Here is a 25,999-nt window from a genome sequence, read left to right as displayed (position 1 = left end):
CCCCCCCCCCCCCCCCCCGCCCCCCCCCCCCCCCCCCCCCCCGGCCCCGTGCGCTGCACTGCGGAGCAGCAGCGCACAGGCACGGCTGCGCCCCAGCGCGAGGCACGCCTCGCAGTAGGCGCACGCCGCCAGGCCGCAGGCAGCGCAGGGCACGCGCTGCCTGGCTTCGCTGCCACAACGGTGGCAGCGGGGCGCGCTCCGCGCGCGTCCAAGCCACGCGTGCCGACAGCGCGTGGCAGGCCCTTGGAGGGCGGCTGTGATACTCAGCCGCCCGTGCAAGCGCGCGAGCTGCGCAGCCGCGCGCCAGTCCCTTGGCGGCTGGGCGGTATCCGCCAGCAACGCCTCCGCTTCGGTCGCCAGTAGTTGGCGGCCGCTGATCCGCTCAGCTAGCAGGGCCGCGTCCCGCTCCAGCTGAGCCCACTGCCCGACGGGATACGACGGCGGCATCCCGCCTACCAACGCAACTCTCACAGCGGCACTCCCCGCTGTGCCCGCTATACCTTTTCTCGCCTCAACTTCCCCTGAGGCCAGTTCATATACATCCAGCTTCCGTGCAAGATACCTCTGCCATTCGTGCTGGCCCCACTGATCCATACCTCGTTCCATCTGAAAATGTTCAACCAACCAGGAGGCCTGACTTAACGGCAACGCCTGACCTAACAGCAACCAGCGCAGCACATGTTGTCCACTTCCTCCCTCTAGCCACCAGGACACATCCACACGAATGTCGAGTGATAACACCATGTTCCATCCTTCTCCTACACGGCACACATATAAGGCAACCTTCATTTACGCTCCTCCCCCATCGTAATTTTTCCGAACGCAAAAAAAGCACATGCCAATCCGGCTATTCGCCGGCGCATGTGCTTCATGTCCATATTCCATCTTCTTATGATCAATCTACTTATCACTATACCAATTGAATCTTCACATCACAAGGTTAACCACGCATCATACAATTCTGCTAATAACCAGAATCTTTCTTTAAAATTGCGAAACTTTTTCCAATCTTGATCGTCTATACTTTTAAATTAAGAGTTCTTACTTCGAAAATCTTATTTTCATGCTCAAGAACTCCTCACACCCAGGCAATAACCATAGATTGCATAAAAACCCATTTTTAATTTAAAAGCAGACTTGGCTACAATTACAAAAAAAGACTACAGCTTCTGCTGTAATCTTTTCACTGTAGATCTGCGAAATGCTAATCCCATTTCCCGTTCACAAGATGATTTATTGCTCTGACTCACGCAAATCAATCAGTCGAAACGTGTGATCGGTCTGTGCTACCCGTTCAATATCAGCAGGGACAGCAGACAGATACGATGTCTCCATGCCTTGCCTTTGCATAAGCTTTTCAATAATCGTAATCGTTTCCGCTTCTGTACGATCCGCAACAACGGTTAATCTGAAGCTTTTTCCACGGTATAACAATTCCCGGCAAAGTGCTCTTACAATGCCTTCGATCCGCCCTGCCTGATTGGAAGGGATGAGCAGGATCTGCTCGAAACCTTCAGGTTCCGGACGGGAAAGATGGCGCTGGTGCATGGCATGAACGGCCATTGCCGCCAGGAAGTATATGAGCAGAATCATAGTCAGATGAGCAACCATGGCAACTGCACCTCCTCGGAAGGTCATGCTCACCCATGGCGAACATCCCTGTATACAACAAGTATATGCTGTACTTCCTGAAGGGTTACACTTGCACTTCCTATCACTCATATTCCACGCTGATCGACACCGGACGAAGAAAGACAGGCCAGGTCATTCATTCACGCCTAAGCTTGAACATATGTTCCGCATAACCTTACGCTTTGCTCATGTGCAGTGATAAAGTCCATTAACCCGCAGACCAATCCAACATTCTGGAAAGGGCGCGAGTGAACACCAATCTATACATCGTCAAGGTTGAATCAACCAATGGACTGACTTACCGTAAGAATACTGCTTTACGAAAAACATAAGGTATTAGAGCGTAACCCAACCATATTTGATCGAATTGATAACCGCTTGTGTACGGTCGTCCACTTCCATCTTCTGCAGAATACTGCTGACATGGTTTTTTACTGTTTTTTCACTGATGAACAGGAATTCACCAATCATTTTGTTGCTCTTACCTTCTGCCATTAAGCGAAGCACTTCAGCCTCACGACGTGTGAGCGGGTTATTGTCGCCAGCGACAAATTTAACACCTGCTTCCTTCGAAGCTCCTTCACTCATTGCCCCTGTTTCATTAAGATACGTCATACGACGCAGCTGCATGATCAGTTTGCCTGTTACTTTCGGATGTATGAAGGCATGTCCTTCATGCACGGAACGAATCGCATTGATCAGTGACTCGGCCTCCATATCCTTCAGCAAGTATCCGTTAGCCCCTTTACGAAGCGTCTCAAATACATAACTTTCATCATCATGAATGGACAAGATAATCACTTTGACATCAGGGAACAGCTCACGCAATTTCTCCGTTGCCTCAACCCCGTTTTCGATCGGCATGTTAATGTCCATCAATACGATATCAGGTTTATCCTGATTGCAGAATTCGAGCACTTGAATACCATCGCCGCATTCGCCGATGACCTCAATGTCGTCCTCCATATTTAAAATGCGTTTCAGTCCCTCACGGAACAGCTGATGATCATCAGCCAAAAGAACTTTAATCGATGCTTTACCAGTATCACGGTTTTCCATCATCCTGCTACTCCTTTCCCTTATCCACGTTTGTCGGGATATGAATCACTATTTTGGTTCCTTGATTTTCTCCGGATTCAATCTCTATTCTTCCTTCTAACAGTTCAACCCGTTCTCTCATCCCAATCAGACCGAAGTGGGTATGATCCTTGCTTTTCTTCGCAAGAAGCTCCGGTTTGAACCCAAGCCCATTGTCCTGAACGACAATTTTGACGAGCTGAGCCTGATATGTAATTTCCACTACAACATAAGTGGGATAAGCATGCTTTGCAGCATTCGACAGACCTTCCTGCACAAGGCGGTAGATCGCAGCCTCCATTGCAGAAGATAAACGGTGTTCTTTACCTCTTGTTTCAAAAAGCGACCGGATTTTCGTTTTTACTTCAAAATCCTGCACGTACTTCCGAAGCGTCGGAATTAGTCCCAGATCATCCAGTGCCATAGGACGCAAATTGAAAATAACTTTTCTCATTTCTTCAAGACTGGAACGAACCTGGCCTTTCAAATCTACTATTTCGGCCTGGACCATCTTAAAATCCTGCTTAATGAGCATTCTTTCTACAATTTCCGTCCTAAGCACTAGATTTGCGAGCATCTGCGCCGGCCCGTCATGAATCTCACGAGCAATACGTTTCCGCTCTTCTTCCTGGGCCAAAATTATTTTCAAACCAATCATTTGTCGATTTTTGGCTGATTCGATGATCCGGGTCACTTGACCCAGTTCACCTGACAGGTACTCGAGTACAACACCCATCTGCGAACCGATGGTCTCGGCACGCTCCACAGAAGCTTCCACATTTTTGGCACGCTTCTGCAGATCATCCCGACGGGCCTTCAGATACATTTCCTTCTCACGATAAATCATCAGATCCAGCTGCAGCTGTGTTGCTTTCTCGTACGCCTGCTTGATATCATGCTCGGAATAACGGACAAAGTCGCGGCTAACCTCAGTCAGCCGGATCCGGGAACGGCGATAGTTCAGCTCCAATTGATCTACTTTCTCGATCGTTTCCGCCGTCTCCTTCAGTACCGACTTTAACTCCTCGTTGAGTGTTTTCAGCTCATCGCGAGTTGCGTCCATAATTTCGAACATTTGATATTTGCTGTTTTCCATGACTTGTATGGCGTTTTTAATGACGCGGTCTATGGCATCGGCTTGTAAATCCACGTTTGTTCGACTCCATTTCTATCGTTTCCGGTATATATCATACCATATCACGATGAGATGGTAACGGTCTTCGTTTTCTGTTCCCATTTTACAGTCAGACCAAGTTGCTCGGAAACGAGTCTGAGTGGGACTAAAGTCCTGCCACCCGTTACGTATGGTGCAACAGTTGCGCTCTGTCTTTTACCATTCAGAATGAATTCTTTCTGCCCTACAACCAGATCAATCAGCTTGCCACCACGTAATACTGTGATTCGCTGATTTTTGCTATCCCAGCTTGCCTGACCACCAAAAGCGTCCAAAACATGTTTGATTGGCACATAGGTCGTACCATTTTTCAGGACCGGTGCTGCATCAATGGCCTTTTTCATTCCGTTCACCGTCATCGACTTCTGTCCGAGCACAAGCGAGGCTGTACCCGTAGGCAATCCAACTTCACTGGACTTGGAAGGCATCGTGAATGCGATGTTGTCAAAAGCAACCGTACCTGATTTCGCACGCTCATCCTGACCTTCTTCCACGTTCACCACATAGACCCGCTTCAGCTTCGCCGGATAGGCAATGTTCAGTCCGTTCAGGTCCACACTCAGCTTCTTCCACCCGTTCCAGTCAATCGCCTTGGCGAGATCGGCATATACCGTTTTGCCATTGGCATCCGTGAATTCGGCACGCAGCCAGTTCAGGCTCTTATCTCCCATAACATCCATGGACATTGATGTAGCTGCTGCAGATACTTCTTTACCCGTGGAACCGTTCAGTTGTGCATATGCATACATTTTGCCTGTTCCAGCAGTCATATCATAATTAAGTTGCAGCACATTGGAGCCGGCTTTTTCACCCGTTCCTGCAGTAATGGTTGCTGAACCTGTTACACCCGCTGCGTTCGTCGTGAAGTTGATCGGATAATTCACGTTCTCGAAATTCTCCCAAATCGTTTCGCTGGCAGAAGCCGAGAGGACTACGACTGTGCTATAACCATCATAACGACCAATCGCATATCCCACTTGTGCACCAGCATTGACGGAAGATACGGTTAATTGGTCAGCTGTAACTTTACCTTTGAATCCGATAAATTCCCATGTCAGCGAGTCTGCCGGGACCGTAACACTTTGTCCGCTCTTCGTTGTTGCCGTTACCGGAATGGACATCGTTGTGCCCGCTTTGAGTGAACCGAGACCCGATCCTGCTGTCAGGGAAGCCAATTCACTTCCACCCAGTACCGATACTTTAATGGAGGATGAAGCTCCGTTGCTCGTTGCCGTCAGGGTTGCTGTACCTGGCTTCACGCCTTTGATCGTACCGTTGCTGACACTCACGATGCCGTTGTTGCTGGATTTCCAGGACATGCTGATATCGCCTGTTGCAATCGGGTTGTAGTATGTGTCATATCCTTTGGCTGTGTACTTGCCCTCTTGTCCCACCAGCAACGTTTGGGTGCCACTCACGGCAAAGCCCTTCAGTTTACCTGCAGGAGCCGTAGAGAACACCCCCAGCGTGTTTACAACCTGACGTTGCTCGGTACCATACTCTGTGTTGAACGTCAGACCAGCAGTTTGCTCACCTAGCGGACGGGTTACCATCGTTGTGGAGCCGCCACCGTCCAGGTTCATGCCTTTCCAGACACCCACGCTGGTCATAAACGATTGCAGTTCCGTCAGCGACATCCCGCTGCTGTTGCTGTTTTTCTCCGCTGCAATGATGTAGACGTACCGACCATCCTGAGAGTAGCCTACTGCCGTTCTTGCTCGAATACCGCCAATGCCGGACGCTGCGATATCCCGGGAGAAGGAAGCTGCCTTACCACCGTTCACCAAAATGGTGTGACCACCAATCATCATCTCCAGATTACTTGGATCGACCGATTGCCCGGTAGTTTTGGCTTTCAATTTGTAATCCGCATCCAAGGTTTGCCCAACGGATAGATGGCTCATGATCCATGTCGCCGCTGTCCCATGCGCACGCAAAATGTACCCATCCTGCGGCACCGTCATGTTTAGCGCTTTTTTATCCGAGATTTGGGTAATGACTCCGTTCTGCACGAGAACCTCTGTCGGCGTTGTGGAAGGGTCATTTGGGCGTTTGGTGGATGTCCATGCTGGTGTATAAATATACATTGAGTTGGCATGACTATATTTCACCGAGCCCGACTCTACCGTATAATCCTCTTTATTAATCCCACGCAAAGCAAAGGTTGAACCATCCTGTGCCTTCACCGTTCCGTCAAAAGAATACTCGTCGATCATCGGCTTGCCATCCTTGGTCACCGTGAGGGCATACATGCCCGACAGTTCGGAAGGTGTGGAGACCAGTACGCCGTCAGAGACCTGCCCACCAATGGGTGCGAGCTCCCCGGATACATTGAAGTAATCACCGTTCACAGCGGCTACTGCACCATTTTCCTTAGCCATGGCACCTGTGCTCTGTTTGCTGTTCAAGTTACCGCCCTTGCCTGTCATTACATCCAGCTTCACATAAGGGTTTTGCAGATCCACCTGGATCACATCCGCCAGTACGTTAACCTTGGAACCGGAACGTGTTGTTGTATATCTGTATTTCATGAGCTTCGCACCCGAAGTCAGAATTTCCTCACTCAACTTGCTTGTATTCGTAGATGCCGCTGCTGCCACCGATTGCCACGAAGTACCTGACCACATCTGCCCGCCCGCGCTCATCACCGGTGCAATCCAGATCACACCCGCCAGCGTCACAATCGCCCATTTTTTCACCTTACTGCCCTTAACGTCTTCCAGCTGTTTCCCATGTTTCCCCAGCATGTCTGAAACGTCTCTCCCATCTTGTATATCAATCTTAGACATCCCCTACACTGCCAAGTAGGCAACAGATAGCGAGATCCCTAGTATACTCTTCTATTAATAGACTGCTTTTAGTGGAAAAAGTTACGCCCCCAGCCAAGATTGAGGTATATATTGGTTAATCGATTCCACACGTTTCTGCTATGTACTTATCCTAATCAAAAAAATAGACTTCGTCTGTGCACGAGTCAGCACAACAGAAGTCTATTTATGATTCATATATATCCTATTAACTTACAAGTCTTCTACCACAAATTCAATATCACTATAGTACCTCTGTAATGATAATTGGTTTCGACTCTCTAATACCTTTTTACCAATTCATGTGGTGATCGTTTAAATCTAGGATTACCAAAAAGGAACACCTCAAGAAATGCGCTTCCTTGAAGTGTCCCTATTAATTTATAGATATCCTAATTTGTCCAAAACCCGTTTCAACATCACTGCTGCCTGAGCGCGAGTCGCGTTCCCTTGGGGTTCGAATGTTCTCGCTGTCATGCCTTGAATAATTCCCTCCTGCACCGCTTTGGCAACAGAATCCTTGGACTGGATTTTGTTGCTGTCCTTGAACTTGGAAAGAGTGGTGGCAGCCGAAGATTGAAGAGAAACTGTTTTCCCACCGTAGTTCATCGCACGTACCATCATGAGAGCCATTTGTTCACGCGTGATTTCACTTTCCGGTTTGAATGTACCATCCGTGTTGCCTGTAATAATCCCGGCTTCTGCCGCGGCACCAATGTAGGCACTGGTCAGATCACCACCACGAATATCACGGAAACGACGTGCAGCATTCTGATCTCCTTTCAAACCAAGACCTTTCGCTACCAATTCGGCAAACTCGGCACGTGTTATTTTCTGGTTAGGTCCGTAATAGGAGCCGTTTGTGGCCCCAATAATCCATTTCGACGACAATTCTCTGATGACTGCACCCGCCCAATGGCTGGAGGTATCCTGATAGCTAACGGAATGTGTGACAGGCACGATGGTCTGGTTACCGTTCAGTTGTCCTTTAACGACTACTCCTCCTGTTGTACTCGCAAACGTATGCGGCACATTCGCTAGAATCAGTGTAGTCGGATCAATATACGTAAACCCGGAAGTCGCTGTAGGTGTGTTTACAGGCAACTGCATCGCGAGCTGGCTCTTGATATTTTGTTCTACACGTTGATTCGTATTTCCACTAAACGCAGATAGGTAGATGTCTGTAACATTACCAAGTTTCTGTGCTCCTGCAACGGCCAGCATTCCATCTATCGTACCTGAACTGGAGACAGGAACCGTCTCCACCTGTACATAGAAGTAGGAGGCATCGGTGTTGGTTGTGTTTCCCCCTACAGCTTGACTCATTGCGGATATATCCAGATTGGATAGTGGGACCATCCATAAACGATCACCATATTTGACACCAATTGAACCTGTACGGTTACTTAATGCAACCTGAGCCAATGTGTTCAAAGGGAACCCTACATAAGCTGACGATTCGCTCGCAGGGACTTCAAATACAACAGGTTGTGTTGTTTTGCCAGTCGTTGTTGCGTACTGGAAGGCCTGCAAGAGCTTGGCACCGTCAACATTGAATTGACGAGTAGAGCGATTGTTGCGTGACATCATGGAAGCTGTAGCTGCCGTATCCGTACTCATCACAAGCAGCGCTTGTCCATAACTTGACGAGTCTTGTTCTGTAAGCCAGGAAGGGCGGCTGTTTGTCTGGTTGCCTGTCGAACTACTGCCATTTTGTTGCAGGGGAAGCGGTCCAAACGCAGTAATGGTGTTATTCAACGCATCACGTAGCGGAACTGCTCCCGGAGTATAGCTCACCGTACCTGTCTGTCCTGCTGTTGCCGAGTTCGAAAGATTAAGAGTTACGATCGAACCCGATATGGAAGCATTCAGAACATTCGTTGTTGTCCCTCCAAGCTGCACACTAAACTGTGAAGCAGTTAGAGCCGTCTGAGCCTGAAGTGCATCTCTAAAGTTAATATATACTTTGTCCCCTTGAAGAGTTGCTGACAAGATTTTCCCGTTACCAAAGGTATATTTTACTGGAGCCAGATTAACATATCCTGCAGGATTGTTGTTTAGATCGGTTAACCGCAGGGTACCTGGCACATAAGAAAAGGTTACGTTTTGAGTACTGGCAACTGTGTTGGCCAGCGTTAATGTAATCAGATCATCCTCAATCTCGGAATCATTGACAAATACGGCTTTACCATCTACCAATACGGAATATTGGCTCTTGAGTGGCTTATTCGTCCGGCTCAGCGGCTCATTATATCTGATCCACATCGTCGTACCACTCACTTCTGCATTCTTGAACTCAGGTGGTTTCGTATCAATACTGTTTCGTACATAGAACCCGTTGAATCCAGCGAGAGCTTGACCACGACTGTCTTTCACTGGCCATGTTCCTGGCGCATATGATACTTGTACCACTTCACCATTCTGGATGGAACGACTGAGATTGAGCGTTACCAACGAACTGTTATTGGTGGACATACTGCTGATGCCCACCGCTGATCCGTCTGCTGTAACACTGAATTGTCTCACCGCATCACTGGAGTTGATATAAACGGTCTCAGGATAGTACAGACTGATTGTATTGTAATACGCTGTACCTTCGCGTGGTTTCGACATAATGGAATCGAGACTGTTCTCTACATCTCTTGCTCCGAATGCTGGAGCCGCGTTAAGAGACAAATCCTGAATTTTACGTGTTCCTGTTCCCGGTGCATAGGCAATGCGGACAACCTGTCCTACAGCTACACCTGTATCCAGAACAACATACACACTGTCTCCCGAAACATAGGAAGAACTTACATTCCGGTTCTCTCCGTTAACCGTCACTGTGAAGCTGGAAGCAAACGGATCAAGGCTGGAGAGCAACTCATCATACGTTAATCGAATGATCGTATTGCTGTACATTTTGGCTGTTTTCAGTACAGGTGGTGTTGTGTCTACAGTCAACGTTCTAAAGGTCCACGATGCGGTTCCATTCAGACCCGTGAACAGATTCCCCGTCTGATCCCGGAATACATTTGCAGGAATATCAATCGTATACGTTGTGTTGCTTGTCAGAGTCGTTTGCGGGATGATGCGCAACTGTCTCGGGTTGGACGTACTAATTAATGTCGTCGAAGCCACAATCCCGCCGTTAGCATTCTTAACCGTAGCTGAACTTGCAAAATTCCGGTCCAGGTCTTTGTTGAATGTCAACGTAAACTCATTCGTGAGTGATACGCCTGTTGCTCCGTTTGCAGGAGACAGGCTGGATACGGTTAATGCTGTGGGATCGGATACTACATTGAACCCCCACGTCGTTCGTTGAATGGCTCCCGTATCATTGTTCAGGTCATCACGCAAAAAACCTTCCGGTACTGCTATGTAAATCGTGCTGTTATTCGCCCAATTGTTCACTGGATCAATCGTTACCGTTGTTCTCGCCGTATTGAAACTGATTCGGGTTGACTTGGCATCGATCTCTTCCAATAAAGTACTGCCACGATAAATCTGGAGTTTGCCTGCACCGACCTTCATTGCCCGATCATAAGTTAGTTGAATATTGGCTGAAGGAGATACATTCACAGCTGCGTTAAGAGGCGACTGCACAGTTAATTGAGCTGTACTAACTCCTGCTGTGCGGAATGTCCACTCTTTATTCAATCCCTCAACGGGTTGACCGTCACCATATACGAAAGACTGGCTACCGATCGTAACATAGAATGACCCTCCAGGCAGAGCCACAGGAAGCTGGATTTGCACACGTTTCCCCAAATATGCATCAATAGCTGCATCATCTGCAATGACAGTCACAGCTGCATTCGTCACGGGAACTTTTGTTACCATCGAGTCATCCTGAACTCGGTAAACAGTAATCTCCTCAGTAGAACTGTCGATTTTCTTTACTGGCTTAATAAAATCAATCGTCAGTGGTGCTGATCCACTTGCCTGTTGTTCGTTCACAGCAGGTGACGTTGTGCTAATTCCTTTTTCCGTCAACTCATCGGCGGCATATGCGGACTCTACTCCTATCCATCCGGCGAGTATCCCTTGAGTGACTAACATCAGAATCATAAGACTAGCTAATCCCTTACGGGCCATTTTCTTCACAAACACCCGGCCTTCCCCCTCATCTCATTTTCCTAATTGTCTGATATACAGACCTCTATATTTATGTCGGTCAGAGAGAGATTTTCAATTAATAAAATGGAAATGTATGGTGTTTTATTTTGTAAAAAGATGCAAAAAGCCCCTGATTCCATATTGGAATAAAGGGCTTCAATAGAAGATCAATATGCAATTAGCTAATTACAGACCTGCTTGAGTTTTCAAAAGGTCTACTTTGTCCACTTGCTCCCAAGGTACATCCAGGTCTGTACGGCCGAAGTGACCGTAAGCAGCGGTTTGTTTGTAGATTGGGCGACGCAGATCCAGCATACGAATAATGCCAGCAGGACGAAGATCAAAGTTGTTGCGCACAAGCTCAACCAATTTCTCTTCGCTGACTTTGCCAGTTCCGTATGTATCCACGTTGATCGATACCGGGTTGGCTACACCAATCGCATAAGCGAGCTGGATTTCCACTTTGTCTGCAAGACCTGCAGCTACAAGGTTTTTCGCTACGTAACGAGCCGCATATGCTGCGGAGCGGTCTACTTTAGTTGGATCTTTACCCGAGAACGCACCACCGCCGTGACGTGCATAACCGCCGTAGGTATCTACGATGATTTTACGTCCCGTAAGGCCTGCATCTCCCTGAGGTCCGCCAATAACAAAACGTCCTGTTGGGTTGATGAAATATTTAGTCTGCTCATCCAGCAATTCCGCTGGAACAACAGGCAAGATGACATGTTCTTTGATGTCTTTTTGAATCTGCTCGAGTGTAGTCTCTTCAGCGTGCTGAGTAGATACAACAATGGTATCCACACGTACCGGCTTGTCACCGTCGTATTCAATCGTTACTTGTGTTTTACCATCCGGACGAAGATATTCCAATGTACCGTTCTTACGCACTTCCGCCAGACGGCGTGCGATACGGTGGGACAGAGCGATTGGCAAAGGCATGAGTTCCGGTGTTTCGTTCGTTGCAAAACCGAACATCAGACCTTGGTCACCTGCACCAATGTTTTCTGTTTCACGCGCGACTTGTTCCGGGTCACGGTTCTCAAGTGCTGCGTTAACGCCTTGGGCAATATCAGCGGACTGCTCATTCAGAGAAGTCAGAACTGCACAAGTGTTATAATCAAAACCGAACTTGGCACGTGTGTAGCCAATATCCTTAATTGTATTACGAACGATGGACGGAATGTCCACGTATTCAGAAGCTGAACTGATTTCACCGATGACAAGCACTAAGCCTGTGGCTACGGAAACTTCGCAAGCTACACGAGCATTGGGGTCGTTTGCAAGAAACGCGTCCAATACGGCGTCTGAGATCTGATCGCAGATTTTATCCGGATGTCCTTCAGTTACAGACTCCGATGTAAATAGATGCCGGCCTTTAACAGACATGAAGTTTCAACCTCCCATAACTAGTAGTATGGCGATTGCCCGAACAAAACATGACAGCGATTCGTTCACTGTACCCTCGAAGCTTTCCAAAATGGAATAAGGACGCAGGGTCCGCAGTACCGAAGATAAGGATTTTTCAGGTAATTGCCTCAAACGAAAATCAACCTTTCCCTAGTGGAAAAGGTTGCATACCTCAAGTGCCATCTTAACGTATTTGTCAAGACGTGTCAAACGAAACGGGGTAAGGAAAATGCCCTATAAGTGCTGCTCTGCCTGACGTATTAGCCTTTTGGTGATCTCTCCACCAACCGATCCATTCTCGCGGGAAGTCAGATGTCCCCACCCTTTGTATTGCCCATAAGAGTGATCACTCACTTCGCCCAGTTCAGATCCAAATTCTGTATCCGCACCAGCCAATCCTCTGCCGCCATACCCCACATTGAGACCAAACTCTGCAGCAATCTCATACTTCATCTGATCCAGCATTTGACGACTTTCGGGTACCACTTTGCGGTTGCTTCTAGCCATGGTTCCTGCACCTCCATTAATTGATTGTCAACAGTTATAGAGTGAGCAGGAACAAGGCTGGCTAGCCGTATTAATGTTTGTTAGAACTGGGTAATCTGAGCAAATGAAATGTATGACGAATGAATAATTCCTTTAACAGAAGCAAAACCTATTTCAAAGTATATCCACCACGAACCATTACGGTTAGGCTATATTTGTTCCCTTCCAATACCGCAATCCCCCGTCCATCCCTTGGAAAAGAGAGCAGGTGATTGGTCGGCGCTGCCTGTCCATTCGTCAGGTCAATCCCGTCCGTCAGATCCGCTACACCATTCGTACCCTCACTGACGATCACAGCCTTGCCGCTACGTACGATGAACTCCGCGCCAGACTTGCCGATCAGCTGTTGACCCGGCTTCACGGTTACGATCTCAACGGCATCAGAAGCACCTGAGACCAGTGGAGGAAGCGAAGTATCGCCACCTGTGTTACCGGAGTTCCCTGTTCCTGTAGAGCCGGAATTATTACCGGATGAGTTGCCAGAACCCGTACTAGCACCGCCACCCAATGCTTTTTGAATCTGTTGATCTACATAGCTCTTGGTTACAACCGGATCGTCTGCTGTTCCTGGCTGGCTTGTCCCTGCACCAATGGCTGTATTGCTGTATACCGACCCAACCCACACGCCAACACCAATCGCGAGCGCAGCAAGGGATACTTTCATATAAGGTTTCATGTGAATCATTTTCCTCCTCTGGTAATCTATTAACTTTAACTATAGAGAAAAAATAGGGATGCGACAAGCAAAACCTCGTTTCCATTGGGGTGGAAACGAGGTTTCGTGGACAAATATAACGATTATTTGAATCTATGCCTCTATCTTATATCGACGGGTTCTTCCTTCGGAAGTTTGGTCAGGTCATATCCGTAGCTTTGTTCCGCAAGACGAAGACGTTGTCCCTGGAACTGATCATCTACGCTTAAGCGATACGAACCGCCACGCAGCTTCTCGAAGAAGCTGTCTTCTATGCTCCAGCTCAGTGTCTGATTGGTTCCCACTTTCAGATCGGTTCCCAAAGTCAACTCTTTCTCGTATGATTTGCCTGCTTGATCCGTCATTGTAAGGATTAACTTATGCTCGTTCTCACCCATCTCAATCTCTTCATTACGGGATAAGCTGTAATTCATCTCGATCTGTACAGATGAGCTGCCTGCCAGATATGCTCTCACACTGTTGGCAGTCCAAGAGTAAGGATAGAGATCAATATTGGTTAACGAGCCTTGAACACTAATGGAGGTTGGCGGCACTTCGAATGCCAGAGCATTCACATAAGCAGTTGCTTCCCCTTCACCCGTTACAAACTTGCTATCTGCAATACCTTCACCCACAATCAGACGCAAGTCTGAGAAGGTAACGGTCTTCGGAATCTTAGCCCAGAATGTAACAATCGACTTCTGGCCCGGTCCAGGCAGACGCTCTGCTTGCTTCGCAGTTGCTCTGTAATATTGGCCATCCGATGTTTTGAAGTACCCTACAAGTTTGCCAAGCCCACTTTGACGCAGTGATTTGTTCGTCATTTCGAATTCGGTATATACAATGTCTGATGACGTTCCTGGATAACGAATCGTTCTGCGTACACCCATTTCGGTCTCTTTATCCGCCGTACCCTGTGTGTATGTCTTGCCGCTTCCAACATAAGATACCGGTGAAATCAGTCCGGACGTATTCAACGTAATCCATTCATTAGTTTCTTCTTCACTAACTTTCTCGTTTAGACTAAGCTCCAGACGAGAGATACGTAATTCAGAAGGAATCTTGGTCAAAAGGTACGCCTCAGTGGTCATGCCCGCTCCAAGTAGCTTGCCACTTTGTGTGTAAATTAGTTTCTTATCTCCTTCAATCTCAGCAGAATCAATCATAAACATTGCTTCAAGTTCAGGAAGTTGGACTGTTTTGTTACCTGCATTACGAATGGTCACTTTTGCCGCAATAATATCACTATCAAGCCACGGCAACCGCTGTAACGATCCAAAAGAAACACCAAATGTACCTTTGTTATTCTTAATCACGGTCTCAGTCGTTAATCCATCCCCACTGGATACCGATTCTGGAATCGCATAGACACCTACAGGATAGGAGAAAACAAAACCATTGGTAGGAGAAGAAGCTGTTGCTGGCTCTGTACTTTCATTTTTGTCCACCGGACTCATTACATAGAGCTTTATCTTTTTGGTATCCCCATCACCCTGAAGGGTTGCATTCAGCTTAATCGTCTTGATATCACCCGGGTTCAACTTCAATGTATCCAGTGCTTTCGTTTCAATGGGATAGACTGTTCCGTCTGTATTCCGTATCTCGAAGGTATATGTGGGCACCTTAATGGCCTTCTTACCTTCATTCTTCAGCTTCATTTGAAGGTTAAGACTATACTCACCATCATCCATTCGAACTTTGGCAGATTCAAGCAATGTGGACAGTCGTTGTCCTTCAACAGAAATGATGTTTGGCTGATTGGCAGCAACCTCTACATTCGTCTTGCTAGCCTCTGGCAATTGCAGTGCAGCAACGGGCAGAACACTCTTCTCTTCACCCTGTTCTTCTACCAGCAGCAACTCAGACTTTTGCAGCTTCACTGATGTAGGAAGAGATGCCATCAGACTGAGAGCCTTATTAGCTTGGGCTTGGATACTGACAATCGTGCTGTCTTTATCCGGGGTTAGCGGATAGTTCGTGCCACTTGGCGTACGCAAAATCCATTTGATATTCGGATTTTCAAGTAATTTATAACTGATATTGTTTAAATTCACGCCAATTTTCACATACTGTTTCTTATCTTCACCTGGAAACACTTTGATGCCTGATACTTTCACCTTCACAGCAGAATCACTCAGACGAACTGTCTTCGGTTTGCCCACAGGTGTAGTAATGCTATAGGATGCGGGCACGTTAAATTTACCCAGCGTACGTTCATAGTTAGCTTGACTGAAATCCCACTTAACAATGAGGAAGTTCAGATCACTGAGTTTCACTTCGCGGCCGACCTTCATGACGTAGGTCAACTCAACAGTTGATCCAGGCGCGACTGTCTTCTTTTCCTGATCTTTGGCGATCAATTTAGGCGAGAACGATGTTCCACCCTTTGTTTTTACCTTGCTCCAGTAATCGAGCATCATCATTGGAGTGCTGTCATTGTTCTTGTAAGACAATGTATACGTAACCACATTGCCATCGTCCTGAGCCAAAATATTGACATCTGTTAACCTTACGGAACTTCGCGCTGTCACTTTAACAGCTGACAGGTTACCGAGTGTATGTACAACCTTCTGCGTTGTTGTTGTCGTTTTCTTCGATGTACTACTATTTGAACTGGTGGCAGCCGTTTTATTAGTTGTGCTCGCTGCCATGGCGATGCCAGCGGTTGAACTGATCAACATTGCACTTGCGAGCAAGCTCACAAACATTTTCTTTTGATTCACTTCCAAACCTCCCATAAGTTGCTTGTTGCTTTATAGTATAAACGTTTGGGAAGGGGAGAAAGTTACGATGTTGTTAAACAAAAAAGCAAGCTAGGTTTCCCTAGCTTGCTTTTAAAACTTAGTAATTATTGTACTGTAATTGCTCCAGTGGTAGGAATAGTTACAGTGAATGTTTTTGTTTCAGCAGTTGCATTACCTTTAGTGATTCTTGCAACAACTGTTTGTTGAACAGAACCGGAAGCTGGTCTAGCAATAGTTGTAAAGGATCCAGTTGCAGCAGATCCATCAACAGTCCAAGTAATAGCAGTGCCGTTTGCTCCAGTTGCAGCAAGCGTGAAGTCTACTGTTGGGTCAACAGCAGGGTCACCTGTAACAGGCAAAGCCAAAGCATTTTTGTCAGCAGTAACATCAGCTTGATCAGCAGTTACTCCTGTAGCTGTTTCAGCCAATTCTGCACTCATACCGTCGAATGCAGCAACAGAGTTACCAGCAATATCAGTAAGGATGTTAGTGTCTTTAACAGCTACTTTATAAGCAGTTGCAGCTGTGCGAGTAGCAAGATCATTAACAGTTACAGTTACTTTGTTTGCATTTGCGCCTGTTCCGATTGCAACAGTGAAGTCATTCTCAGATGCTTTCAATTCTTTGTTATCACTATTACGGTGGATAGTGAATGCGCCAGCTGCAAGTTCGTTAGAAGCAGATTTAACTGGCTCGGAGAATTCAATTACGAATTGATTGTTACTTGTTTGTGTTGCTTTTTCGAAAGCGTATGAAGAATTTGCTTCCACAACAACTGGTTTAACAGAGTCAGTGAAGTTTGCAGTATTCACAACTGCTCCCGTTCCAGTACCTACGTTTCCAGCGTTAGTAGTCAATTGTGCATAGTTAACAGTCAAGTTAACATCGCTACCATCTGTTTTCAAATCAGAAGCAAATTTAACTGTTACAGTGGAAGTACCATTAACTTCAATGCTGGATACAGCTGGGTTATTAACTGCATTCGTAATTGCTGCATTGGAAGTGTAGTTGTTGATTCCGCCATTAAATTTGAGTTTAACTGTTCTTCTGTCAACCAACTCAGCTTTTCCTTCAAGAGCAATAGTAGTGCTAGCGTTCAAAGAAATTACATTCGCTGCTCCACCTTGAGTGAACTCTTTCAGAACAACACCTGTAGCGCTCTTAACAGCCAATACTGTCAGAGAGTTAATGTTTGTTGTTGTAGTAGAACCTGCACCAGAAGCCAATGCTACAGTTTTACCATTCAGACTTTCTGCAAATTTGATAGAAACCGCGGAACCATCTTGGAATGGTGTGATTTCTGCAATTGCAGGAGTCAAAGATTGATTTTGGTTATCAATGCTAACCAAGTAGTTAGAATAGTTAGTCAAGCTTTCGATATCCATTGCTTTATCAAATTTAACAACTACACGACGCTCAGTAGCTGAAGTATTGATTGTTTTGGACTCAATAACCGGAGCAGCTTTGTCAGCCAAGTTTACTTTACCAGTGTAGTCCAGGATTGTGTTTTGCAGTTTAGTGTCATCTTTCACGTTTTGGATCGTGAATGTGTTGTCACCAACAGACAATTCAGTGTACAGTTTTACGCGAACAACTTTAGTGTCAAGAGTGTCACGAGTTGCACTTTGTACTGTAACTGTTTTCCCGTCTTTATCTTTTACAGTGTAGTTAGTGCTCAATTGCGCACTAGCTGCATCTACTGATTTTGAGAAAGTTACTTTGATTGTTTTAGCGTCTTCAGCAGTTACAGAAGCAACTTCTGGACGAACTTGATCAATTACTGGAGTTACAACAACAGATGTATCTGCAGCAATTTGGTTTCCGGAGTAATCTTTCACACCTTCAACGAAGATCGAAACTGAACCTGTTGGAAGGGATCTGTTAACACCGAAAGTGAACTGCCATTTGTTATCAGCAAGTTGTTTTTTGCTTACTGCTGTAATTTTGTTAGTACCGGATTTCCAGTAAACTTTAGCAGCATCAATTGTATCTACATCTACATCTTCAGAGAAAGTAACTGTTACACTTTCCAAAGTTGCAGTTGCTTCAGCAATTGTAGGAGCAGTAGTATCTTCTACAACTTTAACATCGTGAGTAGAAGCCAAAGATACGAAGTCGGCGAAGTCTTTAACGCCGCTTACTGTAAGTTTGTGATCGCCAACAGCCAATGCCGTTGTGCTGTATGGAGTCAATACAACTGTTCTGTAGTTGTTGCTTACAGTTACTTTACCGAAGTACTCTTTGCCATCCAAAGTGAAGTTGGATTGAGCAACGTTTTTAACTGGCTCGCTGAATACTACTTTAACAGATTTAGTTCCCAGAGATTGTACTGCTGTAACTTCTGGAAGAACGTTATCTACTGCTGTGAATTCAACGTTAGTAGCGCTAACTGTAGCTGTTCCAGCTTTTACATTGGAAACAGTTACTGCATCAACACGATTGTTAGTCAATGCGCTGTCTTTCAAGAGCAATGTTGCAGAAGTTTGATCGTCGGAAAGTGTTACACTATCAATCACTTTACCAGATCTCAGAGTGTAGTTAACTACGTTCTCTGCGGAATCTTTATCAACTTTACCATCAAATTTAACTACTACTTCTTTGAGGTTAGTTGCAGTTGCACTTTGTACTTTAGTAGCTGTAGTTACTACATAAGTAACTTTCTCAGTGAACTCTTTATCTTTGTAAGTGAATTTCACTTCAGTTTCTTTGTTAGCTTCAAGAGCTTTATCCAAAGTTACTTTTACAGTTTCGCCGTCGCTGATTTTGAACTCAACTACTTTACCAGCTTCAGTTACTGTGTAAGATTCTACTTTCAAGCTTTGAGCTTGATCGATAGAGTAAGCTGCACCTACCAACAATTCGCGGGAAGCATTACCAGAGAAGTTAGCGTTAGCGTCGATCAGACCTGCGTTGATCGCTGCTTGAACATAACCTTTAGCCCATGCTGCTGCATTGTTGTTAGTTTCAGTTGGGATTTCAAGATCAAGTGCACGAGTCAAGATTGTAGCCATTTCAGCTACTGTCACTTTACCATTGAAGTCGAAGATTTTTTTCTCTACGTTTTTACCTTCCATGATACCCGCAGCAGTTACTGCTTCGATGTAAGGTACAGCCCAGTTTTTAGCTGTGTAGTTTTTGTCGTTGTAAGAAAGAGTTCCAGTGATCTCTTTCAGACCCAACAATTTAGTGATAACTTTTGCGAACTCAGCGCGAGTCATCTCTTTGTCCAGACCAGCTGTGCCATCTGGGTAACCATTGAAGATACCTTTTGCTTTCAATGCGTCAAACTGTTGTTGTGGTGTTACTGCTGTGTCACCGAATGCTACAGATGCAAACATTGAGAATGCCATTGCTGTAGACAGTGCTACGGATAAAATTTTCTTCATAACCTTTTTGTCTCCTCCTTGGGCGTTCATAACATTGGAATTTTCTTTAATAGGGTCGCTCGTATTCCTCATTCTATTGTCGCACCCCCTTTCCAGAGTTATGAGCAAGTTAATATAAATGATGTCTGTGAGCATATCACAGAAACTTGTAAACAAGAGTAAAAGATAGAATCATACGTAAATAGAGTAGTTTCCTAATCCTACCTTACGTATTATACAATGGGTCTCTCGTGCCGTAAAGCAATTTTTTCTAATAAATAGACAAGATTCTTCACGAGGTCATTCTTGGTAAGTTGCCCAATGTTTTCGACTCTACATCTTAAACGCAGTAGATTTCAAAAAGTTGCGGATTCCTCAAAAAAAGTTTTGAATTTATTTATGTATTGATGCAGTGCGGGTCTTTAACGGATTCAAAACCTTTAGTGAAGTTGAATTCATGACGTATTCTCCGAATCCAATCTGCGTAAGGATTGATGTGGACGTTTATTTATACCCGTAATTTTCCACAATGAAGCGACAAATTCTACAAAATCGAAAATAAAAAAAGAGGGCCCTCAGGGCCCTCTTCTTAAATAAGTGACTAACTTAGCGGATCTTCATCGCCAACTCAATAATCTGAGCACGCATATTCGGATCACTATTCAATCTCAGATACATATCGTCAATTGGTTGTCTGTTCTCCCGGTATGTCTTCTCATGCTTCATCGTGGTGTGAGACCATTCAATCAATTCATTCTCGGCCAGAACCAGACTGTTATACGCATCATGGAAGCCGGTGGACTGTACAAGTCCTTCCATAACTTCCTGAGAGATCTCTTCTGTCTTACGTGTATCTTCCAACTTTTTCTCCAGAATGACTGCCTGCTTCTCGAACTGTGTCTTTGCCTTCATGTAGCCCAGCTGGGCTCTCGAATAAATCGGTTTCATTAGCTAACTTCACCCTCTAGATCATTGTGTATTTACCGTTATTGTATCTTAATCTCTAGCAAATTACAAAAATAGTTATTGGTAAAAAACAGATTTCTTCTATTATAAATGAATTCTATACAAGCTATTCTAGAGTCATAAAAAGAACCCGCCCCTTTAGTAAAAGGGACAGGTCCTTCCTAAAATCATCTCAATACTGTTAGATTAGCTCAATGTTTTAGGGAATAGTTTCGTGCTCTTCTTAAGCAGTTCTACTGCAATCTTGGCTGCTTCTGCACGTGTCATATTACCTTTTGGATTGAATTGGTATTGCGTTTTGGCTGCACCTGGAATGTTTACAGGGCTTCCTTCCATGATTTTTGCTTTGGTAACCGCCACAATAGCTGGTCGTGCATAGAAATCGATAGAAGTTGAATCCAGGAACGATTTGGCCAACGTAGCCGTCAGCTTACTGTCATTGGCAGCAAGCTTGGCATTCATCGCACGCGCAATCATAACAGCTGCCTGCTCCCGTGTAACCGGCTGGTCCGGTCCAAAGAAACCATCACTAAGTCCTTGAACAATACCTGCGCGTGCTGCTGTTTCGATCGCTTCATAGGTCCAACGATCCGATTTGGTGTTCTCCGAAACGTCTGTGAAGGTTGTTTTGCTTGGTTTAACCAGTTGGATATCCATACCTTTGACAAGCAAAGTGGCAAATTCGCCACGTGTTGTCTGATCATCCGCACCAAATGCATTGGTTCTGAGCGGATTCATAATTCCTTTGGAATACATCGCATTTAACAAGTTCCGTGCCCATGGATGATTCGTGATATCCGGGTAGCTTTGACTTTGCTTCATGACTTTGTAATAACCAAATTCATCAAACGGTACGGTGATGGTGTGACTCTTCGTGTCCACTGCACCGCCTATGGAAACCCATTTACCTACATTTGAATCATCCGAATAACGATAGACCGTAATTGTAGACCCTACATCGTCAACAATGGATGGATCATAGTTCAGCGTTAACGTTCCGCGTTGGGATGGGGTCAGAATACGCTCTTGAGCATATCTTGTAAACTCTCCATCAATGGAATAAGGCGTAATTCCGTTTGTTCCTGCTTTGTATCCGTTTGTACCACGATCACCCAGTTCACCCAGACCACCGTTGATCCAGTAAATATCAGATACTTGAGTAAAGTTGGCTGTATTGATCACCGAGGCGAAGAAGCTCGACAACTCGGTAGGAATACGGATTACGCTGGCACCATTGGTACTTCTGTCATCTGCATTAACTCCGATAACATTACCGTAGTCATTCTTACGTTCTACAACGCCATCTTTAGGATCAGCGATACCAAACAACAGTTTATTGTCTGGATAGAACTTCACCATGCCACTTGTTGTTGTCGATTGCAGTACAGTCCCTTTCGGGAATGAAAGCACTACATTTTTGTTAAACACAGTATATTTGTTAGCTACTTTAGGAGCCATGTACTGTGAATCAATTGCGATCGCACCTGTATAATACACATTAATCGTATCGTTGATCGTGCCGCCCTCGCGTATAATCTGAATCTTGATTGCATTATTCTTGTCTGCTTTGAGTCCTACATAATCCAATACAAAACGGTTATTCATATCCGTACGTTTAACTGCAGGCTCTTTGCCAATTAATACTTGGGATGCTCCCTCAGCTTCAATATCGAAACGAACAAAGTTTTTGTTCACAACAATGTTATTACCTACCGTAGGTTGTGGAGACAAAATGCGGTAAGAAGAAGGTTCGCGTACAATCTCCAAACGTTGTGTCGTTCTCGCACCTGTGCTGTTGATCAGTTCGAGTGTGTACACATGTGTTCCTGGTACATCAAACTTCAGATTCTGAATCCGTGCGATAAATAGGTCACTATTACCTGTAATATCATAGCTTGGCAATCCGGTTGTAGCTGGTTGATTTACTTCGAAAATCGTTGTACTTGTCAGTTCTTTAGTGAAAATTTTATCGGAACCAAAGTAGACGTTCACAATATCTGCACCACCGCCATTAATGACGAGGTCATAATTCTCTTCACTTGTTACATACTTATCTTCTTTGAACGCAAATTCAGGTGTAACCGAGAAAATGCGCTTCATCTCGTCATCTTCATATTGCGTAATCGGTTTGTTAATAAACTGCTGACGTGAGTCCTTAGGAATCAGCGTAGGCATGAATGATGTCACTGTCGACTGATTTTGGTCAATGACATTGATCTTCAACGTTGTCGAGATGGTGATTGGGAGTTTGTTCGCATCCTCGTCCGTAGCACGGATCAAGATCGTATTCTCACCATATACAATCGGTCCTGATTTCAAGACCGGAAGATCTACACTGAACGTTCCATCATCAGGTTTCGGGAACGCTTCTGTCGTTGTATATTTTTTACCATTTACAAGTATTTCAGCGACAAAGTTATTACCGCCTAGGGTTTTGAAACCAATAAAACGTCCCTTTAACGTAAGCTTTTGCGAACTACTCTTGGAGTTAAAGGTGTAGGTTTGTCCGTTTTGAAGACTCTCCACATAAATAGAGCTCGCTGTTACATAAGAAATTTTTACAATCTTAGGCAAGTTCGTCGGACTACCATAGTAAAAGCGTACTTGTTGATCCCCACCAAGGAAACCGGAGACTTTATAGATTTTTTGGTTATCTTTCAGTTTCATCGCATCAACAGTAGCAACCGGGTCAATTTTAAGCTTTGTAGTACCTGTTGGTAAATATTCACCTACAAGCGTTCCTGAGATAGGTTCGCTGGATTCTACCAAGATGAAGAATTGATCGGTTTGCAGCTTAGTTCCATCAAGTTTCGTTTGGGAATCAATGGCTTCGCCTTCTTTATAATCAGGCAAATAGTAGATCTCTGTGATATCCTGTGCCCCTGGGGAGAAGGTATAACTTGCGTTATATCCTGCACTGAAATTACCGTATGCGAGACGGAGACGAAGCGTTTGATCCTTCTTGGGAGATGTGCCATCTGCGGCAAGTTCCAAGTTATACGGTGTTGTGACCTCAAATTTCACCAATCGGTACTCAATGGTTACACCATCGGAACCCGTGATTAGTACTTCTTCAGCCGGGTCCGACTCAAACACAAAATTAGTTGGTTGCGTCAAGTTGCCATTAGACAACGTGATCTCACCATTCGTCGGACTAAAGGGATTAGGGCTCGCTGAATACGGAAGCAGCACCTGTCCTGTTAACGTTGCTGTTGCTTCAGCTGTGCCCGTAAATACCGGATTACTGTCCAGAATAGATTTATTCTGGCCCCCCAATTGTACCTTCAAATCTGTGAATGGTTGGTCTTTATCAAAATAGTAAATCGAACGTTCAGTTTCAATGGCATTGGATGCACTTGAAATTTTGAACTTCAAATTATTCAGTCCTGCTTTTAATGCTAGCTGTGGCAAGAAGAATGATCCATCTTGCAGCATGGAGGCATTAATTTCATCCCCACCGTTAACTTTCACACTAACTAGGGTGGAGTTCTGTACTTTACCTTGAATGGACACACGTTGTGTATCTACAACCGTGTTGGAACCCTCATTCAGGTTATAGGATTTGTTACCGCCAGTAGCGGAACTGTCCGTAAATACTTGGAAGCTTTCAATAAATGGAGCTTGATCGTACAATACATAAAATGTATCTGACCGTTCAACTGATCCCTGGTTACCAGAGAAAGTAACTCGGTTGAACCCCGGGAACAGATTTAGATTATTGGCTGTGAATTTGTTATTACCACTTGGATCAGCAGTAACCGCAGTTGTGATTGATTTAGTCGAGTCTGGAACCCATTTACTATCTGAACCGGTTGTAACCAAGTTCAGTTGTTCAACCTTAACCTTTAAGCTCGTATTGGATACAAATGCATAAGAACCTGAAATTGTAATTGCTGAAGTTGAGGTTGTATATGCATTCGAACGTGTCAAGAAAGCCTTGGTTGCATCTTGAACTATAGATAGAGCAGCGGTCTCCCGCAATGTTCTAAGATCTGGCGTAAAATATGTGGTATAAGCATTAGATCCAGGAGTTACCGGATCACCGTCTGCAGCCGAAGCAACAGCCCCACCGAATAGACCCTGCGGGAACAATGAGAACACCATGGTGACCAACATGATCCAGACCAACGGCCGTTTCTTTTGTTGCATTACGTATCATCTCTCCTCTTTTTAAGTCAGTTACCTTTATATATCGGCAAAAGGTTCCAATTATTTAGTAAAAATCTCAAAATAAACAAAAAACCTTATCCACAAGGGATAAGGTTGGGTCTGGAATAATATTCAAGAATAGCTATAAGCATTACATTTATCTATTTATGATTTCGAACGAGTCTCTGGGCTCATCTTGACGCGCATGCGCATCAGGAAGTTAATAACCGGTCTTCTTGTTTTGCTAACAAGTCCGATGACTTCTGCTCCTACTTGGAGGAAGAACATCATGATACAGATGACCACAAACGTTACCCAGTTCGCTTCAAACATGGCAGCAGAAGATTGGATAATTGCCAGAACTCCGAAGAATGCGGCAATTCCATAAATGATCAGTACCGTCTGACGGTGACTGAATCCAAGTTCACGCAAGCAGTGATGCAGGTGACCTTTATCCGGTGAGAAGATCGGTTTCCGTTGTACCGCACGACGAATGATCGCGAAGAAGGTATCCGAGAGCGGCACACCGATGATGATCAGCGGTGTAATGAAGGACACGACAGCAATTTGTTTGAATCCGAGCATGGACAGCATCGCCAGGGAGAAACCAAGGAAGAGTGATCCGGTATCCCCCATGAAGATCTTGGCCGGGTGGAAGTTGAAGAACAGGAATCCGATTATACTACCCAGCAATACAAGACACATCAAGGCGATCATCATGTTACCCATCAGGAAGGACATCACGGCAATGGTACCAATTGCAATACCAGATACACCGGCTGCCAGACCATCCAGACCGTCAATCAGGTTAATCGCATTGGTTACACCAACGATCCATAAGATCGTCAGCGGAATGGATACCCAAGCTTCGAGTGAAGAATATGAATCCTGAAAAGGAATGTTAACGAAATCTACGCGGATGTTAAATCCGAATACAACAACAGAAGCAGCAACGATCTGACCAAGCAACTTCACTTTGGCTGACAGTTCAAACCGATCATCGAGTGCTCCGATTAGAACGATAATGCTTCCACCAATCAGAAACGCGCTGACAAAACTCATGTCCCGAGTGGTAAACCATGCCGATACAAACGGAAGCAATGCAGCAACGGTAATAATAAAGGCCAGGAATATCCCCAGACCACCAAGACGCGGCATGATCCGTGTGTGTACTTTACGTGCATTCGGCGTATCCATTGCGCCAATGCGGACTGCGAACTTTTTGACAAGCGGTGTCAGGGCAAGAGCCAGTCCCATTGACACGATAAATCCAATGATAAAGATCGCTACCATTTGAACATTCGACCCCCAATTATAATACCTGTACGAAATTATAA

13 protein-coding genes are annotated in these 25,999 nt (G+C 45.3%); all 13 read right to left on the bottom strand.

Features of this window, described 5'->3' with window-relative positions:
* Positions 1-1,233: 1,233 nt before the first annotated feature.
* Positions 1,234-1,611: a hypothetical protein gene (locus tag ACE3K2_RS20470; protein WP_421894305.1), complete on the bottom strand. Its 378-nt coding sequence runs from the start codon at positions 1,609-1,611 to the stop codon at positions 1,234-1,236.
* A 357-nt stretch (positions 1,612-1,968) separates the two neighbouring features.
* Positions 1,969-2,691, bottom strand: a complete 723-nt coding sequence (locus ACE3K2_RS20465; protein WP_026081439.1) for a response regulator transcription factor — start codon at positions 2,689-2,691, stop codon at positions 1,969-1,971.
* Positions 2,692-2,698: 7 nt separating this feature from the next.
* The gene (locus ACE3K2_RS20460) at positions 2,699-3,859 is read right to left on the bottom strand and encodes a sensor histidine kinase (protein WP_074092506.1); all 1,161 of its coding nucleotides are present in this window, start codon (positions 3,857-3,859) and stop codon (positions 2,699-2,701) included.
* A 47-nt stretch (positions 3,860-3,906) separates the two neighbouring features.
* Complete coding sequence (locus ACE3K2_RS20455; protein ID WP_421894302.1) at positions 3,907-6,630, bottom strand: stalk domain-containing protein; 2,724 nt, start codon at positions 6,628-6,630, stop codon at positions 3,907-3,909.
* Positions 6,631-7,071: 441 nt separating this feature from the next.
* A complete protein-coding gene (locus tag ACE3K2_RS20450) occupies positions 7,072-10,782 on the bottom strand; it encodes a SwmB domain-containing protein (protein ID WP_421894299.1) in 3,711 nt (1,236 codons plus the stop codon).
* A gap of 192 nt (positions 10,783-10,974) precedes the next feature.
* A complete protein-coding gene (metK, locus tag ACE3K2_RS20445; protein WP_105600112.1) occupies positions 10,975-12,177 on the bottom strand; it encodes a methionine adenosyltransferase in 1,203 nt (400 codons plus the stop codon).
* A gap of 255 nt (positions 12,178-12,432) precedes the next feature.
* Positions 12,433-12,705: an alpha/beta-type small acid-soluble spore protein gene (locus tag ACE3K2_RS20440; RefSeq protein WP_017691962.1), complete on the bottom strand. Its 273-nt coding sequence runs from the start codon at positions 12,703-12,705 to the stop codon at positions 12,433-12,435.
* A 148-nt stretch (positions 12,706-12,853) separates the two neighbouring features.
* Entirely contained in the window at positions 12,854-13,420 is a 567-nt protein-coding gene (locus tag ACE3K2_RS20435) for a hypothetical protein (protein WP_421894295.1), read from the bottom strand.
* Positions 13,421-13,560: 140 nt separating this feature from the next.
* The gene (locus tag ACE3K2_RS20430) at positions 13,561-16,161 is read right to left on the bottom strand and encodes a hypothetical protein (protein ID WP_421894292.1); all 2,601 of its coding nucleotides are present in this window, start codon (positions 16,159-16,161) and stop codon (positions 13,561-13,563) included.
* A 125-nt stretch (positions 16,162-16,286) separates the two neighbouring features.
* A complete protein-coding gene (locus ACE3K2_RS20425; RefSeq protein ID WP_421894289.1) occupies positions 16,287-19,568 on the bottom strand; it encodes an immunoglobulin-like domain-containing protein in 3,282 nt (1,093 codons plus the stop codon).
* 585 nt (positions 19,569-20,153) lie between these two features.
* Complete coding sequence (locus ACE3K2_RS20420; RefSeq protein ID WP_076332560.1) at positions 20,154-20,495, bottom strand: hypothetical protein; 342 nt, start codon at positions 20,493-20,495, stop codon at positions 20,154-20,156.
* Between the two features lie 204 nt (positions 20,496-20,699).
* Positions 20,700-24,662, bottom strand: coding sequence for an S-layer homology domain-containing protein (locus ACE3K2_RS20415; protein WP_421894286.1), 3,963 nt, complete (start codon positions 24,660-24,662; stop codon positions 20,700-20,702).
* A 165-nt stretch (positions 24,663-24,827) separates the two neighbouring features.
* On the bottom strand, positions 24,828-25,955 hold the full coding sequence (locus ACE3K2_RS20410; protein ID WP_421894283.1) for a glycosyltransferase family 4 protein: 1,128 nt from the start codon (positions 25,953-25,955) through the stop codon (positions 24,828-24,830).
* Positions 25,956-25,999: the final 44 nt, after the last annotated feature.

The organism is Paenibacillus sp. (assembly GCF_048976745.1).
Taxonomy (GTDB): Bacteria; Bacillota; Bacilli; order Paenibacillales; family Paenibacillaceae; genus Paenibacillus.
This window is presented reverse-complemented; position numbering and strand designations above follow the sequence as displayed.